We start from the raw sequence: 19,211 nt of genomic DNA, 5'->3' as shown, positions 1-19,211 counted from the left end.
TTTACTGGGTGGAGACGAGATGATTCCTTTTCTTGATTTACAGAAGATAAACTCCGTTTACAGGGACGAACTTATTGATGCCTGCCGCCGCGTAATCGACAGCGGATGGTACATACACGGAAACGAGTGCGCCTGTTTCGAGTCCGAGTTTGCTCAATATTGCGGTGTGAGGCACTGCATAGGTGTTGCAAACGGTCTGGATGCGCTCACTCTTATACTTGGAGCTTATAAAGAACTTGGGTTTATGAAGGACGGGGACGAGGTGATTGTTCCCGCCAATACATATATAGCGACAATTCTTGCAGTATCCCGAAACAATCTCGTGCCTGTTCCGGTTGAACCGGATTCCGAAAGCTGCCTCATCGATCCTCGCGCAATAGAGGAAAAGATAACTGCTGAAACCAGAGCGGTCATGCCCGTTCATCTTTACGGTCAGACCTGTGAAATGGATGAAATATCTGTTATTGCAAAGCGTTACGGGCTGAAAGTGATTGAGGACAGCGCTCAGTCCCACGGTGCGTACTTCGGCGGCAGAAGATGCGGCGGTCTTGGTGATGCAGGCGGGTTCAGCTTTTACCCTGGTAAGAATCTCGGCTGTCTGGGCGACGGCGGTGCTGTCACCACCGACGACGACGAGCTCAGCGAAGCCGTGCGAACCCTCGCAAATTACGGCAGCAAAGAAAAATACGTCAACATCTATAAAGGTTTCAACAGCAGACTTGATGAAATTCAGGCTGCGATGCTTCGTGTGAAACTCAGATATCTTGACGAAGAGACAGAAAAAAGACGCAGGACGGCTGAATATTACCTGCGGAATATAAAGAATGAAAAAATAGTTCTTCCGTATGTCAGAAATCCACAGGATCATGTCTGGCACCTGTTCACTGTCAGAACAGAGGAAAGAGACAGGTTTCAGGAATATCTGAAACAGAACGGCATACAGACGCTGATACATTATCCCATACCTCCGCACAGGCAGATGGCTTATCCGGAATGGAATGAAAGAAGCTATCCTGTGAGCGAGTCTATACATGCTCAGGTACTGAGCCTGCCCATTAGCAGTGTTCAGGAGGAAAGCGTGACTGAAAATATAGTGCGGGTAGTAAATGAGTATGAATAACAGCCCGCTGGTCAGTGTATTTATACTTTGCTTTAATCACGAAAAATATATCGGCAAGACCATTGAGAGTGTTCTTGGGCAGACTTACGGCAATATAGAACTTGTTGTTGTGGATAACTGTTCCTCCGACAGTTCGGCGGAAATAATTTCTGAATATGCCGCAAAGGACGGCAGAATAAAGTTTTTCCCTATGGAATACAACACCCTTGTTTCTTACGGTTCAAATTTTGCAATTTCCGAGTGTCGTGGTGAATACATATGCCCCCTTTCCGGTGACGATTATTTTGAGCCTGAAAAGGTGGCTGCTCAGCTTGACTTCATGCGGGAGAAAGGGCTTGACCTTTCGTTCACATGGATAAACGTTGTGGACGAGTCTGATGAGCTTATTGAGGAACATCCGGTAACGGCTTGGTTCAACAAGCCTGAACTGCTTGATGGTGCGGATATTCTGCGCAGCTATATAACGCAGGAGAACAGAACCAATGCGGTCACTGTTATGTTCAGGCGGACTCTTGTTGAAGACGGAACCATGTTCGACAACAGGCTTCTGCAAACGCAGGACTATGATATGTGGATCAGGCTGCTTCTCAGAACTGACAGGGCGGCAGTTATGCAGAGGAAACTTTCATGCTACAGGGTGATGAGCAACGGTGCGAATCTGAGCATGGGGCTGACGGATGCCAAAAAGAACAGGATTGATTTCGAGATGCTCCATGTTTTCAGAAACTTCTGTTTTTTTCCGGCATCTCTTATCGGTGTTCTTATCGGAGCTGACGTTTCCGAAAAGGACAAGCTGGAAAGACTTTACTGTTTTTTTGAACTTAAAGAGATAGATTACGGAAGATTTGCGGTGCTTCTGGAACAGTTTGACAGGCTCGGACACGACTGCGCTGTGAATACCGAACAGTTCGCTTTCTTTTTTAAAAAATACGCAGAGTTTAATTTTGCTTATCAGTCAAAATGTTCCGATGTTGATGCTGTCAGAAAGGAACTCGTGATCAGGGGTGAGGAACTGAGACAGGCGAAAGCTGAGTTGGATGCGACAAGCGCGTCTTTAAACGCCATATATAGTACTAAATTCTGGAAATTGTACCGAAAACTGGGCAGATTAAAAAAACTGATGACCGGAGCACTATAGGTCTGATGCCAGTTTTACCTTGACAAAGCTAAATCATATGAATTAGTGGTAGAGAGAGGTTTTTGCATAATATGAATATAGATATAAGTCTGATAATAACATTCCATCATGAAGGAACACTGGCTCATATAACTCTTAATTCCATAGAAAGATGTCGCAGGTTTGCGGAAAAAAACGGCATACGCTGTGAATACATATGGGTGCTGGACAATATTGACGAAGAAACCGGACGTGTGCTGGAGAATCACCCTGCTGACAGAGATATTGTTAAAATGCTGGAAGTGGACTGCAAAGATGCAGGGAAATCCAGAAACGAAGGTATCGCCGCCGCTTCAGCGGATACGATCGCGATATTCGACGGCGACGACCTCTATTCAGAAAACTGGATAGAGCGTTCCATGTACTATTTAAAGCAATATGGTGACAACGTAATTCTGCATCCTGAATATATGGTGACTTTTGATCAGATAAAGTGTTTCGGCAGACAGATAGACCAGACTGAAAACAAATTTTCCATAGACGGTCTTCTTACATCGAATTACTGGACGTCTGCATGGACTATCGCGCGTAAATCCGTATATCAGAAAGTTCCCTATGTCGGAACCCATGTGAAAGAAACCGGTTTCGCCTTTGAAGACTGGCACTGGAACTGTGAAACTGTGGCTGCTGGCTTTGTTCACCGTCTTACCCCTGAAACCGTAGGATTTTACAGACGCAGACAGGGAAGCAGGATAATGAGCGAGACGAGCGCCAACGGCATTATGAGACCGTCCGGCATTTTCAGCAAAGATTTCAATGGAGCGGGCGATGCGATATCTGCTTGAGTTGTTCATAATTCTAAAGTCCGGGATGTTCAGCAGTAAATATTATTACGAACAGTACCCTGATGTCAGAACCTCGAAATATCCCGCCATCGTTCATTTTATCGGCAAAGGCTGGAAAGAGGGGCGCAATCCCTCCCGATATTTTGACACATCCTTTTATCTTCAGTCAAACTCAGACGTTAAGAACGCGGGCATAAATCCGCTCGTTCATTACATAAGACACGGAAAGAGAGAGGGCAGGCTTCCTTTTGACGGTGCTGTGACACCGTCCGCGCCAATGGGCGACGGCGTTCCTATGCCCGAATGGATTGTTACGGAAATGAGGAACATGTCCTCTGAAATTTATCCTGAAATGACCCCTTCGCAGATCAAACTTGCGACTTATCACAACTATAAGCATCCGATAAATAAAAAACCAGGAGAGGTATACCGCGGGTTTCTAAAAAAATGCTCCGGTACTGCCTATACGCACTGTTTTGCGCTGCCATGGCTGAAAAGGGGCGGAGCTGACTATGTTGCTCTGCTGCATGTGCGTTTTGCCGCCGGACTGCCGGAGGGAAAGGTTCTTGTCATCCTGACAGAGCCTGGAGATTCCCCTTGGCTTGAAAGGCTGCCCTCCGGTGTGGACGTTATCGACGTTTCCAAAGAACTGAAAAGGATGACTGAAACTGAGATGGTTCAGGTACTTGCCAGACTGCTGCTCCAACTGGACATTCAGACGCTGCATATCATCAATTCCAGACTTGTCTGGGAAGTCGTGAAAAACTACGGGAATGCAGTCAGAAACAAGACAAAGATATTCGCTTCAGTCTTTTGTGACGATTACGACAGATATGGCGAACCTGTGGGTTATGCCAGAACCTATCTGCCTGTGTGCTACAGGCTGCTGACAAACGTTTTTTGTGACAACAGCTCTTTTCCGGCACTGCTCAGAAAGACATACGGATATCCTGAGGAACTGTTCAGAGTGCTCCATTCGCCTATAGCATCGGTGAGCTTTGCCGAAAGGAAGGCTCCGTCGAAAAAGGTGCTCTGGGCGGGAAGGCTGGACAGACAGAAACGTCCTGATATTCTTCTTAAAATAGTGGAAAAGCTGCCCGACGTCCAGTTTGACGTATACGGAGAACCGCTGCTTGAGAGCCCCAAGAATGTTATCAGTCAGTTGAAAAAACAGAAGAACGTAGATATGAAAGGGTCTTTCAACGGAGTTGAAGCTCTTGGATTTGAAGATTACGCACTCTTTCTCTATACATCACAGTGGGATGGTATTCCCACCATGGTAATCGCAGCCGCTCTTGCCGGTATTCCTGTTGTGGCGTCTGCTGTCGGCGGTGTCGGCGAGGTTATCTCTGGCGACAGGGGATATCCTGTCGCGGATTATGAGAACTCTGATAAATACGTTGAGGCGGTGAGAATGATTCTTTCGGACAGGAAAACAGCGGAAGCGAAAGCCGGGAAGGCTCTGGAATATGTTATGACTGTGCACACCGAGGATAGGTTCGGCGGCGAGCTACTGAACACTCCAGGATACGTTGCCCCGTCTCAGAAGCAACCATCAGGTGAAAGATGATCATCGGAAAGGGAATGATGGCTCACGCTTTTCAGAAATATCAGAGCGACAGTTCCGTGCTGATATTTGCCAGCGGTGTTTCCGACTCGCGGGAGAACAGGGAATCAGCGTTCAGGCGTGAGCAAGATCTGCTTGAAAATGCCCTGTCGGAATATTCCGGCTCCGTATTCGTATATTTCAGCACCTGCAGCGTTTATGATCCCTCTATGGAGGAAAGTCATTATGTCCGCCATAAACTAAGAATGGAGGAGCTGATAAGGCAGAATCATAAACAATTCTACATATTCAGGCTTCCGCAGGTTGTGGGTGCGACAGGAAGCCCGACCTTCGTCAATTTTCTTTTTAACAGAATAAGCTCGTCGGAGAGCTTTGACGTGTGGGAAAACGCAACCAGAAATCTTATAGATTCTGAGGATGTTGCGAAAATTGCAGGTTATTTCATAGATAACAGGTTGCGAATGAATGAAACGATCAATATCGCCTCTTCCTGTTCCCATCCTGTAAGTGTGTTTGTTGAAGTGATTGAAAAACTGCTGGGCAAGAAAGCGGTCTGTAATAAAATTTCCTGCGGAAACGCTTATTTTATTGATACGGATAGCATCAGGTCTGTCACAGAGCATTTGGGCATTTCTTTTGACGAAGGATACAACGAACGGATAATCAGGAAGTATTACATTAAATGAGTGAAACAGATAACACCGTAAAACAGAAGTCCGATTATATTTTCGGTCTTGATATAATGAGAGCGCTGGCGATATTGTTCGTTCTTGTGGGGCATACGCTGGAACATTCTCAGGTATATGAATGGATAAAACCCATAGGACGGTTTGCCGTTATCGGTGTTGAGATATTCTTTGTGCTGAGCGGTTTTCTTATCGGCACCATCATTGTGCGGCTGATAGAAAAAGGACGTTTCGGCACGATGAAGGACATCAGTACTTTCTGGAAACGCAGATGGATGAGGACGATACCCCTGTATGTCATAGCTTTGCTGGCGTTTCTTAATTTCGATTACCACGGGAAACATGACCTGACCTTTCATCCTGAGTATTGGCTTTTTATGCAGAACTTTGCATGGTCTATTCCAGACGATTTTTTTACGATATCATGGTCTCTTGCGATAGAGGAGCATTTCTATCTCTGGTTCCCTCTGATATTTCTTGCGGCTTACAGGTTTTCATCAAAGAGGATAGCGTTTTATCTGTCGGCTCTGTTTCTTCTGGCTGTTGCTATAGGTTACAGGCTGCACCTGCCGCATATGGACTATAACGCATGGAACTGGGAATCAAGAATGGTTGTTCTTGCCCGTCTGGATTCTATAATGTTCGGAGTTCTGATGGCGTATATAAATTTTTATCACGCCGATTTCTGGAACAGGATAAGGTCGCTGAGCGTCCTGTGGTTTGCTCTCATAGCTGGATTGTTCGTGTGGTATTATCTCGGAGCCGCAGGGATAACAGAGCGCTGGGTGCAGGTATTCGGCGTAACATTGCATGGTCTTCTGCTGGCACTCCTGCTGCCATATTTCAACAATATAAGGCGCGAACCTTCCGGTTATATTGAGAAAGCGGCTGCGTGGACGAGCAAGCTGGCGTATTCACTGTACCTTGGGCATATAATCTGTATAATTTTCGTTATAAAACTGCTTTCAGCGCTTGGAATATACGATTTTGTATATCCAAGACCCTACCTGCTCTATCCGGTTTTGTTTACCGCATACTATTCACTGGCTTTAACTACATACAGCTATGTTGAAAAACCGTTTCTCGATCTTCGCGACGGCGTAGTGTCCGGTAAAATGGTGAAAAAGTTTGCGCCGTTCGGCATCCTTTTTCTGTTTCTTATAGTAGATATAGTGCTGCTATGACCAACAAACTGAAACGTACTCTGCGCCCTATTTACAGAAAGGTGTCTTTTCTCCCGGGTATTTACAGAGCGCTGCGGAGATACGGAGAATACCTTTCTTCAGTCCCTTTCAGAATGATATCTTCACCTGATAATCTTAAAGCTACTGCGAAGCTCACAGAAAACCGTTTTTTATATGCCGGTGATTTTTTCAATGATATAACTTATGCGGAAGGTTTCGCCCCTGTTGATATTGATGTTTCCGTTGTTACATACAACAGTTCGGCATGGGTTGATAAATTTTTTGACAGTCTGGTGAACCAGAGCTATCCGCTCGAAAAGATTCGTCTGTGTTTCGTTGACCACAGCTCCGCAGACGATACTGTTGAGAGGCTTGAAAAGTATGCGGCGAAATATGCAGACGCGTTCGGTTCAGTAAAAATAATCGTTCAGGATAATCTGGGATTCGGTGCCGGACACAACAGAGCGATAAGCTCCGGCAGTTCTGATTTCTGTCTGATAACGAATATCGACCTTGTGTTTACTTCGGACGCTGTTTCCACAGTTGTAAAGCACGCCCTTGCAGACACAGGGGGAAAAGCCGCATCATGGGAGCTTCGCCAGATACCTTTCGAGCATCCGAAATATTACGATCCGGTGACGCTGGAAACTAACTGGTCTTCACATGCGTGTATACTGCTCAGAAGAAGCTCATATGAAGCGGTGGGCGGGTACGAACCGAAAATATTCATGTATGCTGAGGATGTGGAACTGTCCTACAGGTTCAGATCGGAAGGCTACGTTCTGAAATATTGTCCGGATGCTGTTGTGGAACATTTCTCATACGAGAAGGAGGGGCATGTCAAGCCTCTTCAATATGAATTGAGCACTCTGGGCTGTGCGTATGTGAGACTCAGATACGGACGCTTTGCGGACAGATTGCAGATAGTTCTTATTTATCTGATTCTGCTGTTTTCAAAAGAAAAATACAAAAATTCAAGAAAAGCTCTTTTCAGGAATATAAAGAAAATCATAAATAATTACAGCTATTTCAGAAGAACAAGACGCGTGCGGGAAGGATTTTACGCGCCGTTCAGAGGGATAGATTACGATTTTAAACGTAACGGCGGCTGGTACCAAATTGCTCTGCCGGACACTGGCAGCACCGTGAGTATCGTCGTGCGCACCTATAAGGGGCGTGAGATTCTGCTAATGCAGGCTCTCATGAGCATCTTTAACCAGACCTACGGAAATATTGAAGTGATAGTCGTTGAGGACGGCGGACAGACCATGGCACCGCTCATTGAGAGCGTCCGCAGCAGAATGAACGTTAAATATTTCGGACTTGAGAAGGTGGGAAGATCTGCGGCGGGAAATTACGGGCTGTCTGTGGCTTCCGGAGATTACTGCATGTTCCTCGACGACGACGATATTTTGTTTGCCGACCATGTTGAGGTGCTGATTGCGGCGTTAAACCGCAATGACGACCACGCAGCAGCATATTCTCTTACTTTCGAGATCCCTACGGTTTTTGAAGGTGATTCAAAAAGCTCTTATACTGAAAAGGAATACAGGTCGTTAAAAGGGTATTTGCAGGAATTCGATTATGAAGTACTTCTCGACCATAATTATTTTCCCATTCAGTCGGTGCTTTTCAGACGCACTTTATATCTTGAAAGGGGCGGTTTCGACGAGTCCCTGACATATCTTGAGGACTGGAACCTGTGGCTGAGATATGCCTATGGTAACAGATTTGTCTATGTTCCTAAAACAACTTCTCTCTATAGAGTCCCCGCATCGGCGGTTGAATCTGATTCAAGGAATATGCTGCTTAACAGGGCATATGGAGAGGCGAAAGAGAAGGCAGCCGCCGCTGTCGCAGAATATCAGAATTAAAAAGGCAGACCTAAGCCTGCCTATGATTTATCAGTGTTTAATGATTACCGCAAGAAAAGTGACGGGTGTTTCGCCGTCGTTAACGAGGCAGTGTTCCTCACCGTCTTTTGTTATCATCATATCGCCGGAAACAAGCTCATATTCCTGACCGTTGTCGATGGTCTTTGCTTTGCCGTCGAGCATCAGGTATATCTCCATGTCGCCTACGTGCTGGTGCATACCGATTGAGCTGTGAGGCTCAAGGGACATCATGGCAAAATTTGTTACCTCGCCTTTAAAGCCTGTTGCGGCTTCATATGCCAGTCTCAGGGCGCTTCCCTTGCCGCCTCTGGGTTTCTCCATTGTGGTTGCTTCCAGTCCTTCAACTTTAACTATCATGTATAGTCTCCTGTAGAGACTGCTTCATCGGCTTGTCTCCTCGCAGAGAAGTCTTTGCGAGGGCATCGAAGCAATCTGTGTTATTTATTCTCAATAATGTCTTTTGCAGCAATAAGCCCCGAAACGGATGCCTGTATGATTCCTCTGGTGATTCCCGCACCGTCCCCTGTGCAGTAGAGGTTGTCCAGACTGCTGCATTTCATTTTCGCGTCTACCTTTATGCGCACGGAATAGAACTTGACCTCGACACCGTACATGAGCGTGTTGGGATCTGCCATGCCTGGCATAACCTTGTCGAGCTGTTCAATGGTCTCTTTCAGGTTGTGCAGATATCTGTAGGGCAGGACGAACGAAAGGTCTCCCGGAAGAGCTGTTTTCAGTGTCGGAACAACGAAATTTTTGCGGATGCGGCTCTCTGTGGATCGTCTGCCGCGGATGAAGTCGCCGTATCTCTGCACGATAACGTTGTCACCGCTGAGAAGGTTGGCGAGGTTGGCGATGTACTGTCCGTATTTGACAGGCTCGTCGAAAGGTTCTGTGAATTTGGTTGAAACCAGAAGCGCAAAGTTGGTGTTATCGCTCTTTTTGTTCTTATAGCTGTGTCCGTTAACGGTGAGCAACCCGCCCGCGTTCTTTTCAATGGATATGAATCCGCCGGGGTTGACGCAGAATGTACGCACCTCGTCCTCGAACTCGCTGGTGTAATATTTGATTTTAAATTCATACAGATTATCGGTAAATCTGTCGGTTACTGAACGGGGTACTTCCACGCGGATTCCTATGTCCACTGGATTTATTCCGTTCTCGATTCCGTATTTACGGACAATATCCTGCATCCAGCCGTTGCCGGAGCGCCCCACGCCAAGGATAACCTTGTCGTAGTATTTGCGCACCTCTTCGCCGTTTTCTATAACGACAATGCCTTTAACTTCGTCATTTTCGACTATCAGGTCGGTGACTGGCGTTTCGCAGTAAAGATTTATGTTGTCGGACTGTTTGATCATCTCGTTTATGCGTTTGATGAAAAGCAGACAGTTATCCGTGCCGAGGTGGCGTATCTTTGCGGGAATAAGTTTCAGCTTGTGTCTGCTGCACTGGTATTGCAGGTCTTTAGTGGTTTCGTAATCAAATCCGGAGTCTGTTTCCAGCACTCCGCTGATTGTTTTCCACATATTGTCCGCTTCGTCTATGTAATTTTCCAGAACGTCTTCGGGCATATAGTCAGGCAGCCAGCCGCCGTACTCTGTTGTAAGCGTCAGTTTGCCGTCGGAATAGGCTCCTGCACCGCCGAAACCTTCCATAACCTCGCTTCTGCTGCGTTTTTCGATATCCTTGCCTTTTTCAAAGATATCCGCATGGATATCCGGATGTTTCATAAAGTTGTACGCGGCGGTCATGCCAGCGCTGCCCGCTCCGATTATCGCTACTCTCATAATTAAATCCTTTTTATCTCGGCGCTGAAAGTGCCGTTGTCTATGGTGAGAACCGCATAGGTGTGAAACGGTTCTGTTCTTTTGTTCGTAGGGCTTCCGGGGTTGAGGAACCACACGCCGCTTATCTCGCCCCAGAAGGGTTTGTGTGTATGCCCGAAAACAATTATATCTGCATCAGGAAAGGTATACAGCAGACGGTTTTCTATGCCGGACGGGTTTCCCATGCCGTGCGCCACGCCAATTTTTACCCCTTCAAATTCAAGAAGACGTTTTTCCGGCAGCCGTTCGTCGTTGTAATATGGGTCCATGTTTCCCTTAACAGGGTAAACCAGAGGGCACGCAGCCATAAGCTCGTTTATAAGCTGAAAACTCACAATATCTCCCGCATGGATAACGGCGTCGCACAGCTTTGCCTCTTCAATGACCGCCTGCGGCAGTTTTGCTATTGAATCAGTGTGCGTATCTGATATGATAAGTATCTTCATTTGACAAATATCTCTTCGAAAATGGTTGTTGTCAACACATAAAAGATTTATGATATGGCTTAAATATTTGTAAATTATTCGGGATAAGGCATGAACGTACCTTTCTTTTCACAGTTGAAGGCGTTGGTTGACGAATGCGGATTCAGAGCATATCTGGTTGGCGGATGCGTTCGGGATGTCCTGCTGAAAAGATCCGTTGCCGACGTAGATCTTGTGTGTCTTTCCCATGATTACAAAGACTTTGCATCTGCTGTGCGTGTGCTTTTGCCTTCCGCATGGGTGGAATTTAAAGACAATATACGTCTTGTCTGCCCCGATGCAGAGCTGGACATATCAAAGCCAAGAGGTAAAACCATTGAGGAAGACCTGCTTATGCGGGATTTCACTGTTAACAACCTTGCCATGGATTTTGACGGGAACATCATCGGCGACCCTGCGGATATCTATGCAGGGGTGATACGCCATGTCGGAGAGAGTACTTTCAGCGATGACCCGCTCAGGATGCTGAGGGCGTTCCGTTTTCAGGCGCAGCTTGGGTTTGTGATAGCGGATGAGACAATGAATAAGGTATCCTCCGAAAAAACAATGATTGAGCGTTCCGCGTCTGAGCGTATATTACAGGAATTTTCAAAGCTGTTCAGTGGGCAATATGCCGGTATTGCTGTCTGCTCCATGAATGAAAGCGGGCTTTACGGCGAGATTTTCAAAGGGCTTAAACTTTCAGCCGCAGCGGTGGAGGCGGCAAAACTGTCAATGGGCGCCGAGTTCTTTTTTGCGGCTCTGGCTGCGGAACAGTCTGACGCCAAACGTTTTGTCGAGGAGATAGGGCTTTCACACCGCTCTCTCAAAAACGTTCTCAGAACTGCTGAACTTGCAGGCAAGCTGACGGCAAACAGCGTTGAGGGCGACTCTTTCGCTCTGCGCAGGCTGATATACGAGTATCCCGACGAGGTGCGGGATGCACTGCATATTTACGGACTGCTGGCGGCACGGGACAAAGTTGAAGTATGGGATATTGAAACCTATGTTCACCGTGTTATGATAGAGATGGGCTATGTGGACTTTGAAACGCCAATGAAGATTAACGGCGGACTGCTTATGGCCATGGGTGTTCCTGCCGGCAGGATGATGGGTGAGATAATCGCCGACGTGCGCCCCAAACTCGCTTCAAGGGAACTCATGACCCTTGAGTGTGCAGAAAAGTATATTAAAGATAAATATTTATAGAGGCTGATATGAAATTTTGCAGATTTCTGGACGGACTGGCAGAGAAGAAAGGAATTGTTGACGGAGAGATTATCCGCGAGATAGAGGGTTCGTTCTTCGGCGAATACGTTGTTACGGACAGGGTGCGCGATGCGAAAACAGCACAGTATCTGCCGCCTGTGTATCCTTCAAAGCTGGTGTGCGTCGCCCGCAACTATGCGGAGCACGCAAAGGAACTGGGCAACGAAGTGCCGGAAGTCCCTATGATATTCATAAAGCCCTCCACTGCCGTCACAGGACACGGCGGAGAGGTAGTCTTCCCGCGCACAAGTCAGCATGTGGACTATGAAGGGGAACTTGCTGTTGTGATAGGGCAGAAATGCAGAAAAGTTAAACGCGAACACGCGGAGAGCGTAATTTTCGGATATACCTGCATCAACGACTATACGGCAAGAGACTTGCAGAAGCTGGACGGAAAATTTGCCCGCGCCAAAGGTTTTGATACCTTCGCGCCCATCGGTCCCGTGATAGAGACAGATTTCGACTGGAAAACAGCCCGCATAAAAACTTTCGTAAACGGCGAACTGAAACAGAACGGAACAACGGACATGATGATAAACGACGTTCCTGCTCTGATAGAGTTTATGAGCGAGATAATGACCCTTATGCCGGGCGATATCATAGCCACAGGTACTCCGGCAGGCATCGGCAGCGTTAAACCGGGCGACGTTGTGGAAGTTGAGATTGACGGCATAGGAAGGCTCACAAATACTATAGTGAAAGATGGAAAATAAGATAGACTGTCTTCTGTGCGGCACCTGCTGTACGGCGTTTGACATAAAAGAGATAGACAAAAAAGCGGGTGAGCGGTGCAGGTATCTGTCACCGGAAAACCTCTGCACAATATACGAAAAGAGACCCTGGGGCTGCAAAGGCTATAAGCCTGACGAGCTCTGCGTCCTTGTCAGCACTCTGAAAGACGAGGAAAAGGTCGCAGTCTACAGAAATATTTACGGGGTATAGATGTATCTTGGTCTTACAGGCAACATTGCCAGCGGAAAAAGTACGGCGGCGATGTTCTTTGAAAAACACGGCTGTCACTGCATCGACACGGACGAGATAAGCCGTATCGTAATGCGTCCCGGCGAAAAGGCGTACCTTGGCGTTGTGGAGGCTTTCGGACGCGAAATAGTCAGAGAGGATGAAACCCTTGACAGGGCGAAGATTCGTGAAATAGTTTTCAATAACCCTGAAAAACGAAAAGTTCTTGAAGGCATTGTCCAGCCCGCGATACTGGAATATGAGAGCAAAGCCGTTGGCGGCATAAAAGGCAGAAACGACAAAGCGATAATCATAACCCAGGCTGCGCTTACGGTCGAATCAGGCAGCTATAAACGGTTTGACTGGCTAATCGTGGTTTATACAGACCCTAAAGTGCAACTGCAAAGGGTTATGAAGCGCGACAGCATCACGCAGGAACAGGCGAAAAAGATAATCGACGCGCAGATGTCCATTGAAGAAAAACTGAAATACGCAAACTTTGTAATAGACAACTCCTCCGACATCGACAGGCTGGAGAGGGAGGTAAGACGGGTGATTGAGCTTATAAAACTTATTGGGAAATGCACAAAAAGCAAACGGGAGAGGGTATGCACGAACTTGGAATAGCAAACAGTCTCATTGAGATTGTGCTGGAAAACGCGAACGCCAACGGCGCAAAGGTTGTGCGCAGCGTCACCGCAAAGATAGGCAGGCTTGCCGCTGTGGACAGCGAAGCGCTGAAATTTGCCTATGACGCCATTAAAGAGGAATATCCCATGATAGCGGAGTCCGTTCTTGTCATAGACAACGTCCCCGTGACGGGAAAATGCAATAAGTGCGGCGCGACGGATACGTATGACGAAATGTTCTTCGCATGTTCAAAATGCGGTTCGTATGAAGTGGAACTTATTACAGGCGAAGAACTTACTGTTTCAGAAATCGAGGTGGACTGATGAAAACCGTTAATATTCAGGAAAAAATACTCACCAAAAACGAGATGAAAGCGGCGGAACTGCGTGAAAAGCTGAAAGGTGTTGCGGTTCTTAACTTCGTTTCATCCCCAGGCAGCGGAAAAACCTCACTGCTGGAAAAGGTTCTGGTGATGCTGAAAGATAAATATAAAATTGCCGTTGTTGAAGGCGATCAGCAGACAACCCACGACGCCGACAGGATAAAGGCGACAGGCGTTGAAGCGTTTCAGGTGAATACCGGCAATGCGTGCCACCTTGAGGCGATAGACGTTGAAAGAGCTCTCGGCTCGCTGGGTTATGACCTTGACCTGCTCATCATTGAGAACGTCGGCAACCTCGTTTGCCCCGCGGAATATGACCTTGGTGAAGACGCGAAGGTCGTTCTTCTGTCCGTTACCGAGGGGGATGATAAGCCGGCTAAATATCCTGTTATGACCCGCGCAGGCTCAGCTTATATCATTAATAAAATTGACCTGCTCCCCTATGTTGATTTCAGCGTGGACAAGTGCATCGAATATGCAAAGGGTATCCAGCCGGAGCTTGAGTTTTTCACCACTTCATGCAGAACTGGCGAGGGACTTGATAAGGTGGCTGACTATATCGAAAAAATGACAAAAGCGAAAAAAGGCTGATATGCTCACAGTCGGCATAGACGAGGTTGGCAGAGGATGTCTGGCGGGACCTGTGGTTGCCGCCTGCGTTATACTGCCGGAGGATTTTTCAGATACGCGGCTTATAGATTCCAAAAAAATACCTGAGAAACAGCGCCGTCTGCTGGACGGTGTTATCCGTGCAAATGCGCTGGCAATCGGTATCGGTATGGTGGACAATTCCACCATCGACGAGATAAACATTCTGAACTCCACAAAGCGCGCCATGATGGATGCTCTGGGGCAGATAACCATTGAGTATCATAAAGTTATCGTGGACGCTGTTGACCTTAAAGACGTTAAGGTGCCTATGGAGCACCCTTTCAAGGCGGAGGACAAGTTCCAGTGCGTCGCCGCTGCGTCAATCGTTGCAAAGGTTTTTCGCGATGCACTTATGACGAAGATGCACATCGAATATCCCGATTATGACTGGTATTCCAACAAGGGATACGGCACGAAAAAGCATACTGATGCCATAAAGAAATTCGGGCTGACTCCGCTGCACAGAATCAGCTTCTGCGGGAATTTCATCTGATGCTCGGACTGGGACAGAGCGGCGAGAAACGGGCGGAAAAATATCTGCTGTCAAACGGGTATGACGTTCTTGAGAAGAACTACCGCTGTAAATTCGGCGAGATAGACCTGATCGCCCAAAAGGACGGCGTTCTTGTGTTTGTCGAGGTGAAGACCAGAAGCGGTTCAGGCTACGGGATGGGTTTCGAATCGGTGACACGGAAAAAGCAGGAAAAGCTGCTGCTGACGGCGCAGACCTATATGGCCGGCAGAAAGCCTATGCAGGCGCGGTTCGACGTGATATCTATAGATGAAGGCGAAATCACCCATATTAAGAATGCGTTCGGAGCATAACGGCATTTCTGCTTGAAAATTCGGGTCTTGATGATATAATCCTACACCTTTTATAAAATTGGAGAATCTCAATATGTACACACTGGCAGTTTCGGTTGCAATTTCAACAGCTCTTGCGCTTATACTCTATTTTCTCACATACAGCATCTTCTGGCCGATTTTTCTGTTCGTTGTGGGCGTGCTGGGAATCAATTTTTTCGTGGGCAAAAAGTTCATGAACAAGCTCACGGATCATTTTAAAATGGTTGAGAAGGACCTCACCGCGGGACGCGCGGACAAAGCCATCGAAAAGCTGAAGGAAGCGTATCCTTACGGCAAATGGCAGTTTTTCGTTAAAGAACAGATAGATGCGCAGATAGGTATCATCCTCTATACAAACCAGAAGTTCGATGAAGCCGAACCCTATCTGAACAACGGTTTTACAAAAAACTGGATGTCTATGGCTATGCTGGCGGCTCTGAGATTTAAAGAGGGCAATTTCGAACAGTGCTGTAAGATAATGGATAAGGCTATCAAAGGCTCTCCGAAACAGGGCTTTTTATACAGTCTCTACGCACATTTCCTTATGGAAAAGGGCGATAATGACAAGGCTGTGGTAATACTTTCAAAAGGTGCGGATAAAAACCCGCTTGACGAAAGACTGCAATCAGCTATGGAAGCCGTTAAGAACGGTAAAAAACTTAAAATGCAGAACTACGGCAACCTGTGGCTCCAGATGCACCTTGGCGCTAAGATGCCTCAGGGCGCAAAACCCTACCAGCAGTTCCTTGCCAACCAGAGAATGGGCAAGAGAAGGTAATATTGAAAGATATTCAGAATCAGCGGGATCACAGAAATCTCGACGTTGACCGCGTCGGCATAAAGGATATCCGCTACCCAGTTGTACTCTCCGACCGCGACAAGGGCAAACAGAGCACTGTTGCCCGTATCAATATGTATGTGCGCCTGCCCCACAATTTCAAAGGCACGCATATGTCGAGGTTCGTCGAGATACTCAGCCGCCATTCAGAGGACATAAACCTTTATTCCGTCGGTCATATTCTGGACGAGATGAAGGAACGGCTGGACAGCGAGGAATCATTTATTGAACTTTCGTTCAACTATTTTCTTATGAAAAAGGCTCCTGTCTCCGGTCAGGAAGCCATGATGGATTACTATTGTGAATATTTTGGATCTTCCGGACCCGACGGACGCGACGCAGTGATGTCTGTCCGTGTTCCGGTAATGACCCTGTGTCCCTGCTCAAAAGAGATTAGTCAATACGGCGCGCATAACCAGCGCGGCTATATAACGATTTCCGTCCGTATGAAAAAACTTATGTGGATTGAGGAGATAATAGAGATTGCCGAAAGCTCGGCATCATCCCCGGTCTTCCCCCTTCTTAAACGCGAGGACGAAAAATACGTCACCGAAAAGTCGTACGAAAACCCGACTTTTGTCGAAGATGTTGTGCGAAACGCCGCCACAAAGCTGATGGCAGACGACCGCGTTGTGTGGTTCGAAGTTTCCAGCGAGAATATGGAGAGCATACACAATCACTCGGCCTATGCCAGTATCACCCGCGACAAACGCATCTGATTTTTGGCGTTTCTAACACATCGCATTTCTTCGTTGCAGTCAAAAAATATTGCTCATGTACACATTCGTACACTGCGCATATTTTTTATCCTTCGCCTTGAACTGCTCGGTTATAAACACCAAAGTTTGGAACAGCTCACATACTAATATGTATGGTGCATCTTCCTTTTTCTCAAGGGAGGCTTATTCACCTCTGAGGGTTCGCGAGACTCTATCTCGTCTTCGTGAGGAGCGGTAGCGACGCGGCGATCTCAGTACGCAAAAAAAAGCCGCGAATCTTTCGAAACGCGGCTTTATATTTTCAGGTTATACCTTTCTCAGTCTATTCTCAGTACCATACCGGGGCGGATGCCTCTGCCAACGCCGTTAATCCTTTTGATGTCGTCAACGGTGGTTCCGAATTTCTTAGCGATTGCCCAAAGGTTGTCGCCGTTTCTGACTTTATATTTGGTGGATCTTGCAGCGGTTGATGAAGCCTGTCTTGCTTTTCCTGATGTTGATGGAACCGTAAGCACCTGACCGACCATGATATTGTTTCCTCTGATGCCGTTTGCTTCTCTTATGTCGGCAACTGTTGTTCCGAATTTCTTGGCTATGCGGAAGAGGTTTTCGCCGGATCTGACTTTATATTTTACTGATGTGCTTGCTCTTTCTGTCTGAGTTTTAAGAGGCTTCGTGATGGCGATGCGTTTGTCTTTGTCGCTGTAGTAGGTATCGGAGATGACGAGTGACTGTCCGCGGCGCATACGTCTGGGCGCCATATCGTTGTTAAGTGCGGAAAGTTCATCGGGAGTGAGACCGTATCTGGCTGCGATGGCGTTAAACGTTTCGCCTCTTCGTACTATGTGTACTTTCGGGTTGTATCTTTTAAGCTCGCCTGCAAAGTCGGAGTTAAGCTCTTCGTCATAAATCTGCGGTATCGGAACAAAAACGTAAGTATCTTTCATTACACGGTTAACAGTGAACCCGTTGGCTTTTTTGAGTTCTGCCGATTCCAGTCCGTATTCGGAAGCGATTGTGTCAAGACTTTCGCCCGCTTTCGCTTTAACAACGTAAAACTGCGCAAGTTCTTCGTCTGTGACGTGTTCCAGCTTGCTTTCAAGTTCAAGACGCTTGCCGTATGGGACACGCAGAACGTATTCGTCAACGGGGGGAGTCATGGGGGTCATAAGTTCGGGGTTGAGCTCGCGCAGTGTTTCTATATCCGTGCCGAGAAGATCAGCGATCACATACAGGTTGGACTGACTGTAAAGAGTGACCTTTTCATAGAGCATGGGGAGCCCGTTCGGTGTATCGAAACCAAATTCCTGATAGTTGCGTGCAAGATAGCGCAGCGCAAGAAATTTTGGTACATAGTCTTTTGTTTCCGGTCGGAGATATGTTTTCTCCCTGCTGGAAAGTTCGTAGAAATCGTTTGTGCCGTAGCGTTTTATAGCAGTGGTTATTTTGCCCTGTCCTGCGTTGTATGCGGCAAGAGCCAGATACCAGTCTCCGAGATTGTTGTAAAGGTCTTTAAGGTGACGAGCGGCTGCTCTTGTGGCTTTTTCGAAATCACGTCGTTCATCAACCCAGAAGTCTGTGTCCAGACCGTACATTCTGCCCGTTCCTTTCATGAACTGCCACATGCCGCAAGCGCCTGCGTGGGATGTGACGGAGGGGTTGAACCCGCTCTCTGTGAAGGGGAGATATGTGAGGTCGTCCGGCACGCCCTCTCTGCGGAAAATGTCACGGACGATATAAATGTACTGGTTGGAGCGGTTCAGCCATTTCTGGAAAATGGTGGAATATCTGTTGGTAAAAAGGTTTACATATGCGTTGAATCGGTCTTCTTCAACAAGGGCAATGGTGTCATATTTGCCGTATTCGGAATCGCTCTGGTCGAGGTGGAACTCGGTCTGCTTTTTAAGTACGTCATATATAACGAGTTCTCTTGAGTTTATATCATCAAGGTAATTCGGCAGGGAAAACTTTTCAAACCCGTCCGGAGCTGTTTCTTCCGGCTGGTTGAGAAAAAGCGGTTCGTCCTGAATTTTTGTTGATTTTGCTGTGGATGAAGAGAGGTCGTCGGTGTCTGCGGGGCGCGGTGAAAGTGGGGCGCACGCTGCGAAAGCAAACAGTGAAATTATCAAAACTATGTATTTATTCATAGGGCAGCCTTTTTTAATGTAATGAATGTTTCAGCATACATAAAAAAAACCTTTAATGCAAG

21 protein-coding genes are annotated in these 19,211 nt (G+C 47.0%); 17 read left to right on the top strand and 4 right to left on the bottom strand.

Annotation, left to right across the window (positions count from 1 at the left end; translation table 11 throughout):
• The first annotated feature begins 19 nt into the window (after window positions 1–19).
• The 7 genes from Q7P67_RS09530 (at window position 20) to Q7P67_RS09500 (ending at window position 8,393) form a co-directional block, all read left to right on the top strand.
• A complete protein-coding gene (locus Q7P67_RS09530) occupies window positions 20–1,120 on the top strand; it encodes a DegT/DnrJ/EryC1/StrS aminotransferase family protein (protein WP_303851735.1) in 1,101 nt (366 codons plus the stop codon).
• A complete protein-coding gene (locus tag Q7P67_RS09525; protein WP_303851734.1) occupies window positions 1,107–2,258 on the top strand; it encodes a glycosyltransferase family 2 protein in 1,152 nt (383 codons plus the stop codon). The genes Q7P67_RS09530 and Q7P67_RS09525 overlap by 14 nt, the downstream gene beginning before the upstream one ends.
• Before the next feature lie 71 nt (window positions 2,259–2,329).
• Window positions 2,330–3,082 (top strand): glycosyltransferase family 2 protein, encoded by a 753-nt coding sequence (locus tag Q7P67_RS09520; protein ID WP_303851733.1) that lies wholly within the window; start codon window positions 2,330–2,332, stop codon window positions 3,080–3,082.
• Between the two features lie 25 nt (window positions 3,083–3,107).
• Complete coding sequence (locus Q7P67_RS09515; protein ID WP_303851732.1) at window positions 3,108–4,652, top strand: glycosyltransferase; 1,545 nt, start codon at window positions 3,108–3,110, stop codon at window positions 4,650–4,652.
• Window positions 4,649–5,335 (top strand): NAD(P)-dependent oxidoreductase, encoded by a 687-nt coding sequence (locus Q7P67_RS09510; protein WP_303851731.1) that lies wholly within the window; start codon window positions 4,649–4,651, stop codon window positions 5,333–5,335. Before Q7P67_RS09515 ends, Q7P67_RS09510 begins: the two co-directional genes overlap by 4 nt.
• Window positions 5,332–6,519: an acyltransferase gene (locus tag Q7P67_RS09505; protein WP_303851730.1), complete on the top strand. Its 1,188-nt coding sequence runs from the start codon at window positions 5,332–5,334 to the stop codon at window positions 6,517–6,519. Before Q7P67_RS09510 ends, Q7P67_RS09505 begins: the two co-directional genes overlap by 4 nt.
• On the top strand, window positions 6,516–8,393 hold the full coding sequence (locus tag Q7P67_RS09500) for a glycosyltransferase (RefSeq protein ID WP_303851729.1): 1,878 nt from the start codon (window positions 6,516–6,518) through the stop codon (window positions 8,391–8,393). Before Q7P67_RS09505 ends, Q7P67_RS09500 begins: the two co-directional genes overlap by 4 nt.
• A 30-nt stretch (window positions 8,394–8,423) precedes the next feature.
• On the opposite strand, the gene Q7P67_RS09495 is transcribed toward Q7P67_RS09500, so the two are convergent.
• The 3 genes from Q7P67_RS09495 to Q7P67_RS09485 form a co-directional block, all read right to left on the bottom strand.
• The gene (locus tag Q7P67_RS09495) at window positions 8,424–8,771 is read right to left on the bottom strand and encodes a cupin domain-containing protein (RefSeq protein ID WP_303851728.1); all 348 of its coding nucleotides are present in this window, start codon (window positions 8,769–8,771) and stop codon (window positions 8,424–8,426) included.
• Window positions 8,772–8,851: 80 nt separating this feature from the next.
• Entirely contained in the window at window positions 8,852–10,204 is a 1,353-nt protein-coding gene (locus Q7P67_RS09490) for an NAD(P)/FAD-dependent oxidoreductase (RefSeq protein WP_303851727.1), read from the bottom strand.
• Between the two features lie 2 nt (window positions 10,205–10,206).
• Complete coding sequence (locus tag Q7P67_RS09485) at window positions 10,207–10,689, bottom strand: metallophosphoesterase (RefSeq protein ID WP_303851726.1); 483 nt, start codon at window positions 10,687–10,689, stop codon at window positions 10,207–10,209.
• Window positions 10,690–10,779: 90 nt separating this feature from the next.
• Between Q7P67_RS09485 and Q7P67_RS09480 the strand changes: the two genes are divergently transcribed.
• The 10 genes from Q7P67_RS09480 to folE2 all read left to right on the top strand — a co-directional run bounded on the left by Q7P67_RS09480 (window position 10,780) and on the right by folE2 (window position 17,002).
• Complete coding sequence (locus Q7P67_RS09480; RefSeq protein WP_303851725.1) at window positions 10,780–11,916, top strand: hypothetical protein; 1,137 nt, start codon at window positions 10,780–10,782, stop codon at window positions 11,914–11,916.
• 8 nt (window positions 11,917–11,924) lie between these two features.
• Window positions 11,925–12,689, top strand: a complete 765-nt coding sequence (locus tag Q7P67_RS09475; protein ID WP_303851724.1) for a fumarylacetoacetate hydrolase family protein — start codon at window positions 11,925–11,927, stop codon at window positions 12,687–12,689.
• Window positions 12,679–12,918 carry a YkgJ family cysteine cluster protein gene (locus Q7P67_RS09470; RefSeq protein ID WP_303851723.1) on the top strand — a complete coding sequence of 80 codons (240 nt, stop codon included), beginning with the start codon at window positions 12,679–12,681 and terminating at the stop codon, window positions 12,916–12,918. The genes Q7P67_RS09475 and Q7P67_RS09470 overlap by 11 nt, the downstream gene beginning before the upstream one ends.
• Window positions 12,919–13,563, top strand: a complete 645-nt coding sequence (gene coaE, locus Q7P67_RS09465) for a dephospho-CoA kinase (RefSeq protein ID WP_303851722.1) — start codon at window positions 12,919–12,921, stop codon at window positions 13,561–13,563. It begins immediately after the preceding gene.
• Window positions 13,545–13,889 carry a hydrogenase maturation nickel metallochaperone HypA gene (locus Q7P67_RS09460; RefSeq protein WP_303851721.1) on the top strand — a complete coding sequence of 115 codons (345 nt, stop codon included), beginning with the start codon at window positions 13,545–13,547 and terminating at the stop codon, window positions 13,887–13,889. The genes coaE and Q7P67_RS09460 overlap by 19 nt, the downstream gene beginning before the upstream one ends.
• Window positions 13,889–14,539, top strand: coding sequence for a hydrogenase nickel incorporation protein HypB (gene hypB / locus Q7P67_RS09455; RefSeq protein WP_303851720.1), 651 nt, complete (start codon window positions 13,889–13,891; stop codon window positions 14,537–14,539). Before Q7P67_RS09460 ends, hypB begins: the two co-directional genes overlap by 1 nt.
• A gap of 1 nt (window position 14,540) precedes the next feature.
• Window positions 14,541–15,092: a ribonuclease HII gene (locus Q7P67_RS09450; protein WP_303851719.1), complete on the top strand. Its 552-nt coding sequence runs from the start codon at window positions 14,541–14,543 to the stop codon at window positions 15,090–15,092.
• On the top strand, window positions 15,092–15,424 hold the full coding sequence (locus Q7P67_RS09445; protein WP_303851718.1) for a YraN family protein: 333 nt from the start codon (window positions 15,092–15,094) through the stop codon (window positions 15,422–15,424). The genes Q7P67_RS09450 and Q7P67_RS09445 overlap by 1 nt, the downstream gene beginning before the upstream one ends.
• Before the next feature lie 73 nt (window positions 15,425–15,497).
• Window positions 15,498–16,223, top strand: coding sequence for a M48 family metallopeptidase (locus tag Q7P67_RS09440; RefSeq protein WP_303851717.1), 726 nt, complete (start codon window positions 15,498–15,500; stop codon window positions 16,221–16,223).
• Window positions 16,224–16,225: 2 nt separating this feature from the next.
• Window positions 16,226–17,002: a GTP cyclohydrolase FolE2 gene (gene folE2 / locus Q7P67_RS09435; RefSeq protein WP_303851716.1), complete on the top strand. Its 777-nt coding sequence runs from the start codon at window positions 16,226–16,228 to the stop codon at window positions 17,000–17,002.
• 317 nt (window positions 17,003–17,319) lie between these two features.
• On the opposite strand, the gene Q7P67_RS09430 is transcribed toward folE2, so the two are convergent.
• Complete coding sequence (locus Q7P67_RS09430; protein ID WP_303851715.1) at window positions 17,320–19,149, bottom strand: LysM peptidoglycan-binding domain-containing protein; 1,830 nt, start codon at window positions 19,147–19,149, stop codon at window positions 17,320–17,322.
• Window positions 19,150–19,211 lie beyond the last annotated feature (62 nt).

This window comes from Seleniivibrio woodruffii (assembly GCF_029267515.1).
Taxonomy (GTDB): domain Bacteria; phylum Chrysiogenota; class Deferribacteres; order Deferribacterales; family Geovibrionaceae; genus Seleniivibrio; species Seleniivibrio woodruffii_A.
The sequence above is the reverse complement of the archived record's forward strand: the minus strand, read 5'-3'. Positions and strand labels throughout refer to the sequence as shown.

Coding starts and splice junctions, on each gene's coding strand:
- Q7P67_RS09505 (WP_303851730.1), top strand. CDS start 5,332: ATGAGTGAAACAGATAACACCGTAAAACAGAAGTCCGATTATATTTTC.
- Q7P67_RS09490 (WP_303851727.1), bottom strand. CDS start 10,204: ATGAGAGTAGCGATAATCGGAGCGGGCAGCGCTGGCATGACCGCCGCG.
- Q7P67_RS09485 (WP_303851726.1), bottom strand. CDS start 10,689: ATGAAGATACTTATCATATCAGATACGCACACTGATTCAATAGCAAAA.
- Q7P67_RS09530 (WP_303851735.1), top strand. CDS start 20: ATGATTCCTTTTCTTGATTTACAGAAGATAAACTCCGTTTACAGGGAC.
- Q7P67_RS09445 (WP_303851718.1), top strand. CDS start 15,092: ATGCTCGGACTGGGACAGAGCGGCGAGAAACGGGCGGAAAAATATCTG.
- Q7P67_RS09480 (WP_303851725.1), top strand. CDS start 10,780: ATGAACGTACCTTTCTTTTCACAGTTGAAGGCGTTGGTTGACGAATGC.
- Q7P67_RS09510 (WP_303851731.1), top strand. CDS start 4,649: ATGATCATCGGAAAGGGAATGATGGCTCACGCTTTTCAGAAATATCAG.
- Q7P67_RS09515 (WP_303851732.1), top strand. CDS start 3,108: ATGTTCAGCAGTAAATATTATTACGAACAGTACCCTGATGTCAGAACC.
- Q7P67_RS09520 (WP_303851733.1), top strand. CDS start 2,330: ATGAATATAGATATAAGTCTGATAATAACATTCCATCATGAAGGAACA.
- Q7P67_RS09440 (WP_303851717.1), top strand. CDS start 15,498: ATGTACACACTGGCAGTTTCGGTTGCAATTTCAACAGCTCTTGCGCTT.
- hypB (WP_303851720.1), top strand. CDS start 13,889: ATGAAAACCGTTAATATTCAGGAAAAAATACTCACCAAAAACGAGATG.
- Q7P67_RS09430 (WP_303851715.1), bottom strand. CDS start 19,149: ATGAATAAATACATAGTTTTGATAATTTCACTGTTTGCTTTCGCAGCG.
- Q7P67_RS09450 (WP_303851719.1), top strand. CDS start 14,541: ATGCTCACAGTCGGCATAGACGAGGTTGGCAGAGGATGTCTGGCGGGA.
- Q7P67_RS09495 (WP_303851728.1), bottom strand. CDS start 8,771: ATGATAGTTAAAGTTGAAGGACTGGAAGCAACCACAATGGAGAAACCC.
- Q7P67_RS09475 (WP_303851724.1), top strand. CDS start 11,925: ATGAAATTTTGCAGATTTCTGGACGGACTGGCAGAGAAGAAAGGAATT.
- Q7P67_RS09470 (WP_303851723.1), top strand. CDS start 12,679: ATGGAAAATAAGATAGACTGTCTTCTGTGCGGCACCTGCTGTACGGCG.
- Q7P67_RS09500 (WP_303851729.1), top strand. CDS start 6,516: ATGACCAACAAACTGAAACGTACTCTGCGCCCTATTTACAGAAAGGTG.
- Q7P67_RS09525 (WP_303851734.1), top strand. CDS start 1,107: ATGAGTATGAATAACAGCCCGCTGGTCAGTGTATTTATACTTTGCTTT.
- coaE (WP_303851722.1), top strand. CDS start 12,919: ATGTATCTTGGTCTTACAGGCAACATTGCCAGCGGAAAAAGTACGGCG.
- Q7P67_RS09460 (WP_303851721.1), top strand. CDS start 13,545: ATGCACGAACTTGGAATAGCAAACAGTCTCATTGAGATTGTGCTGGAA.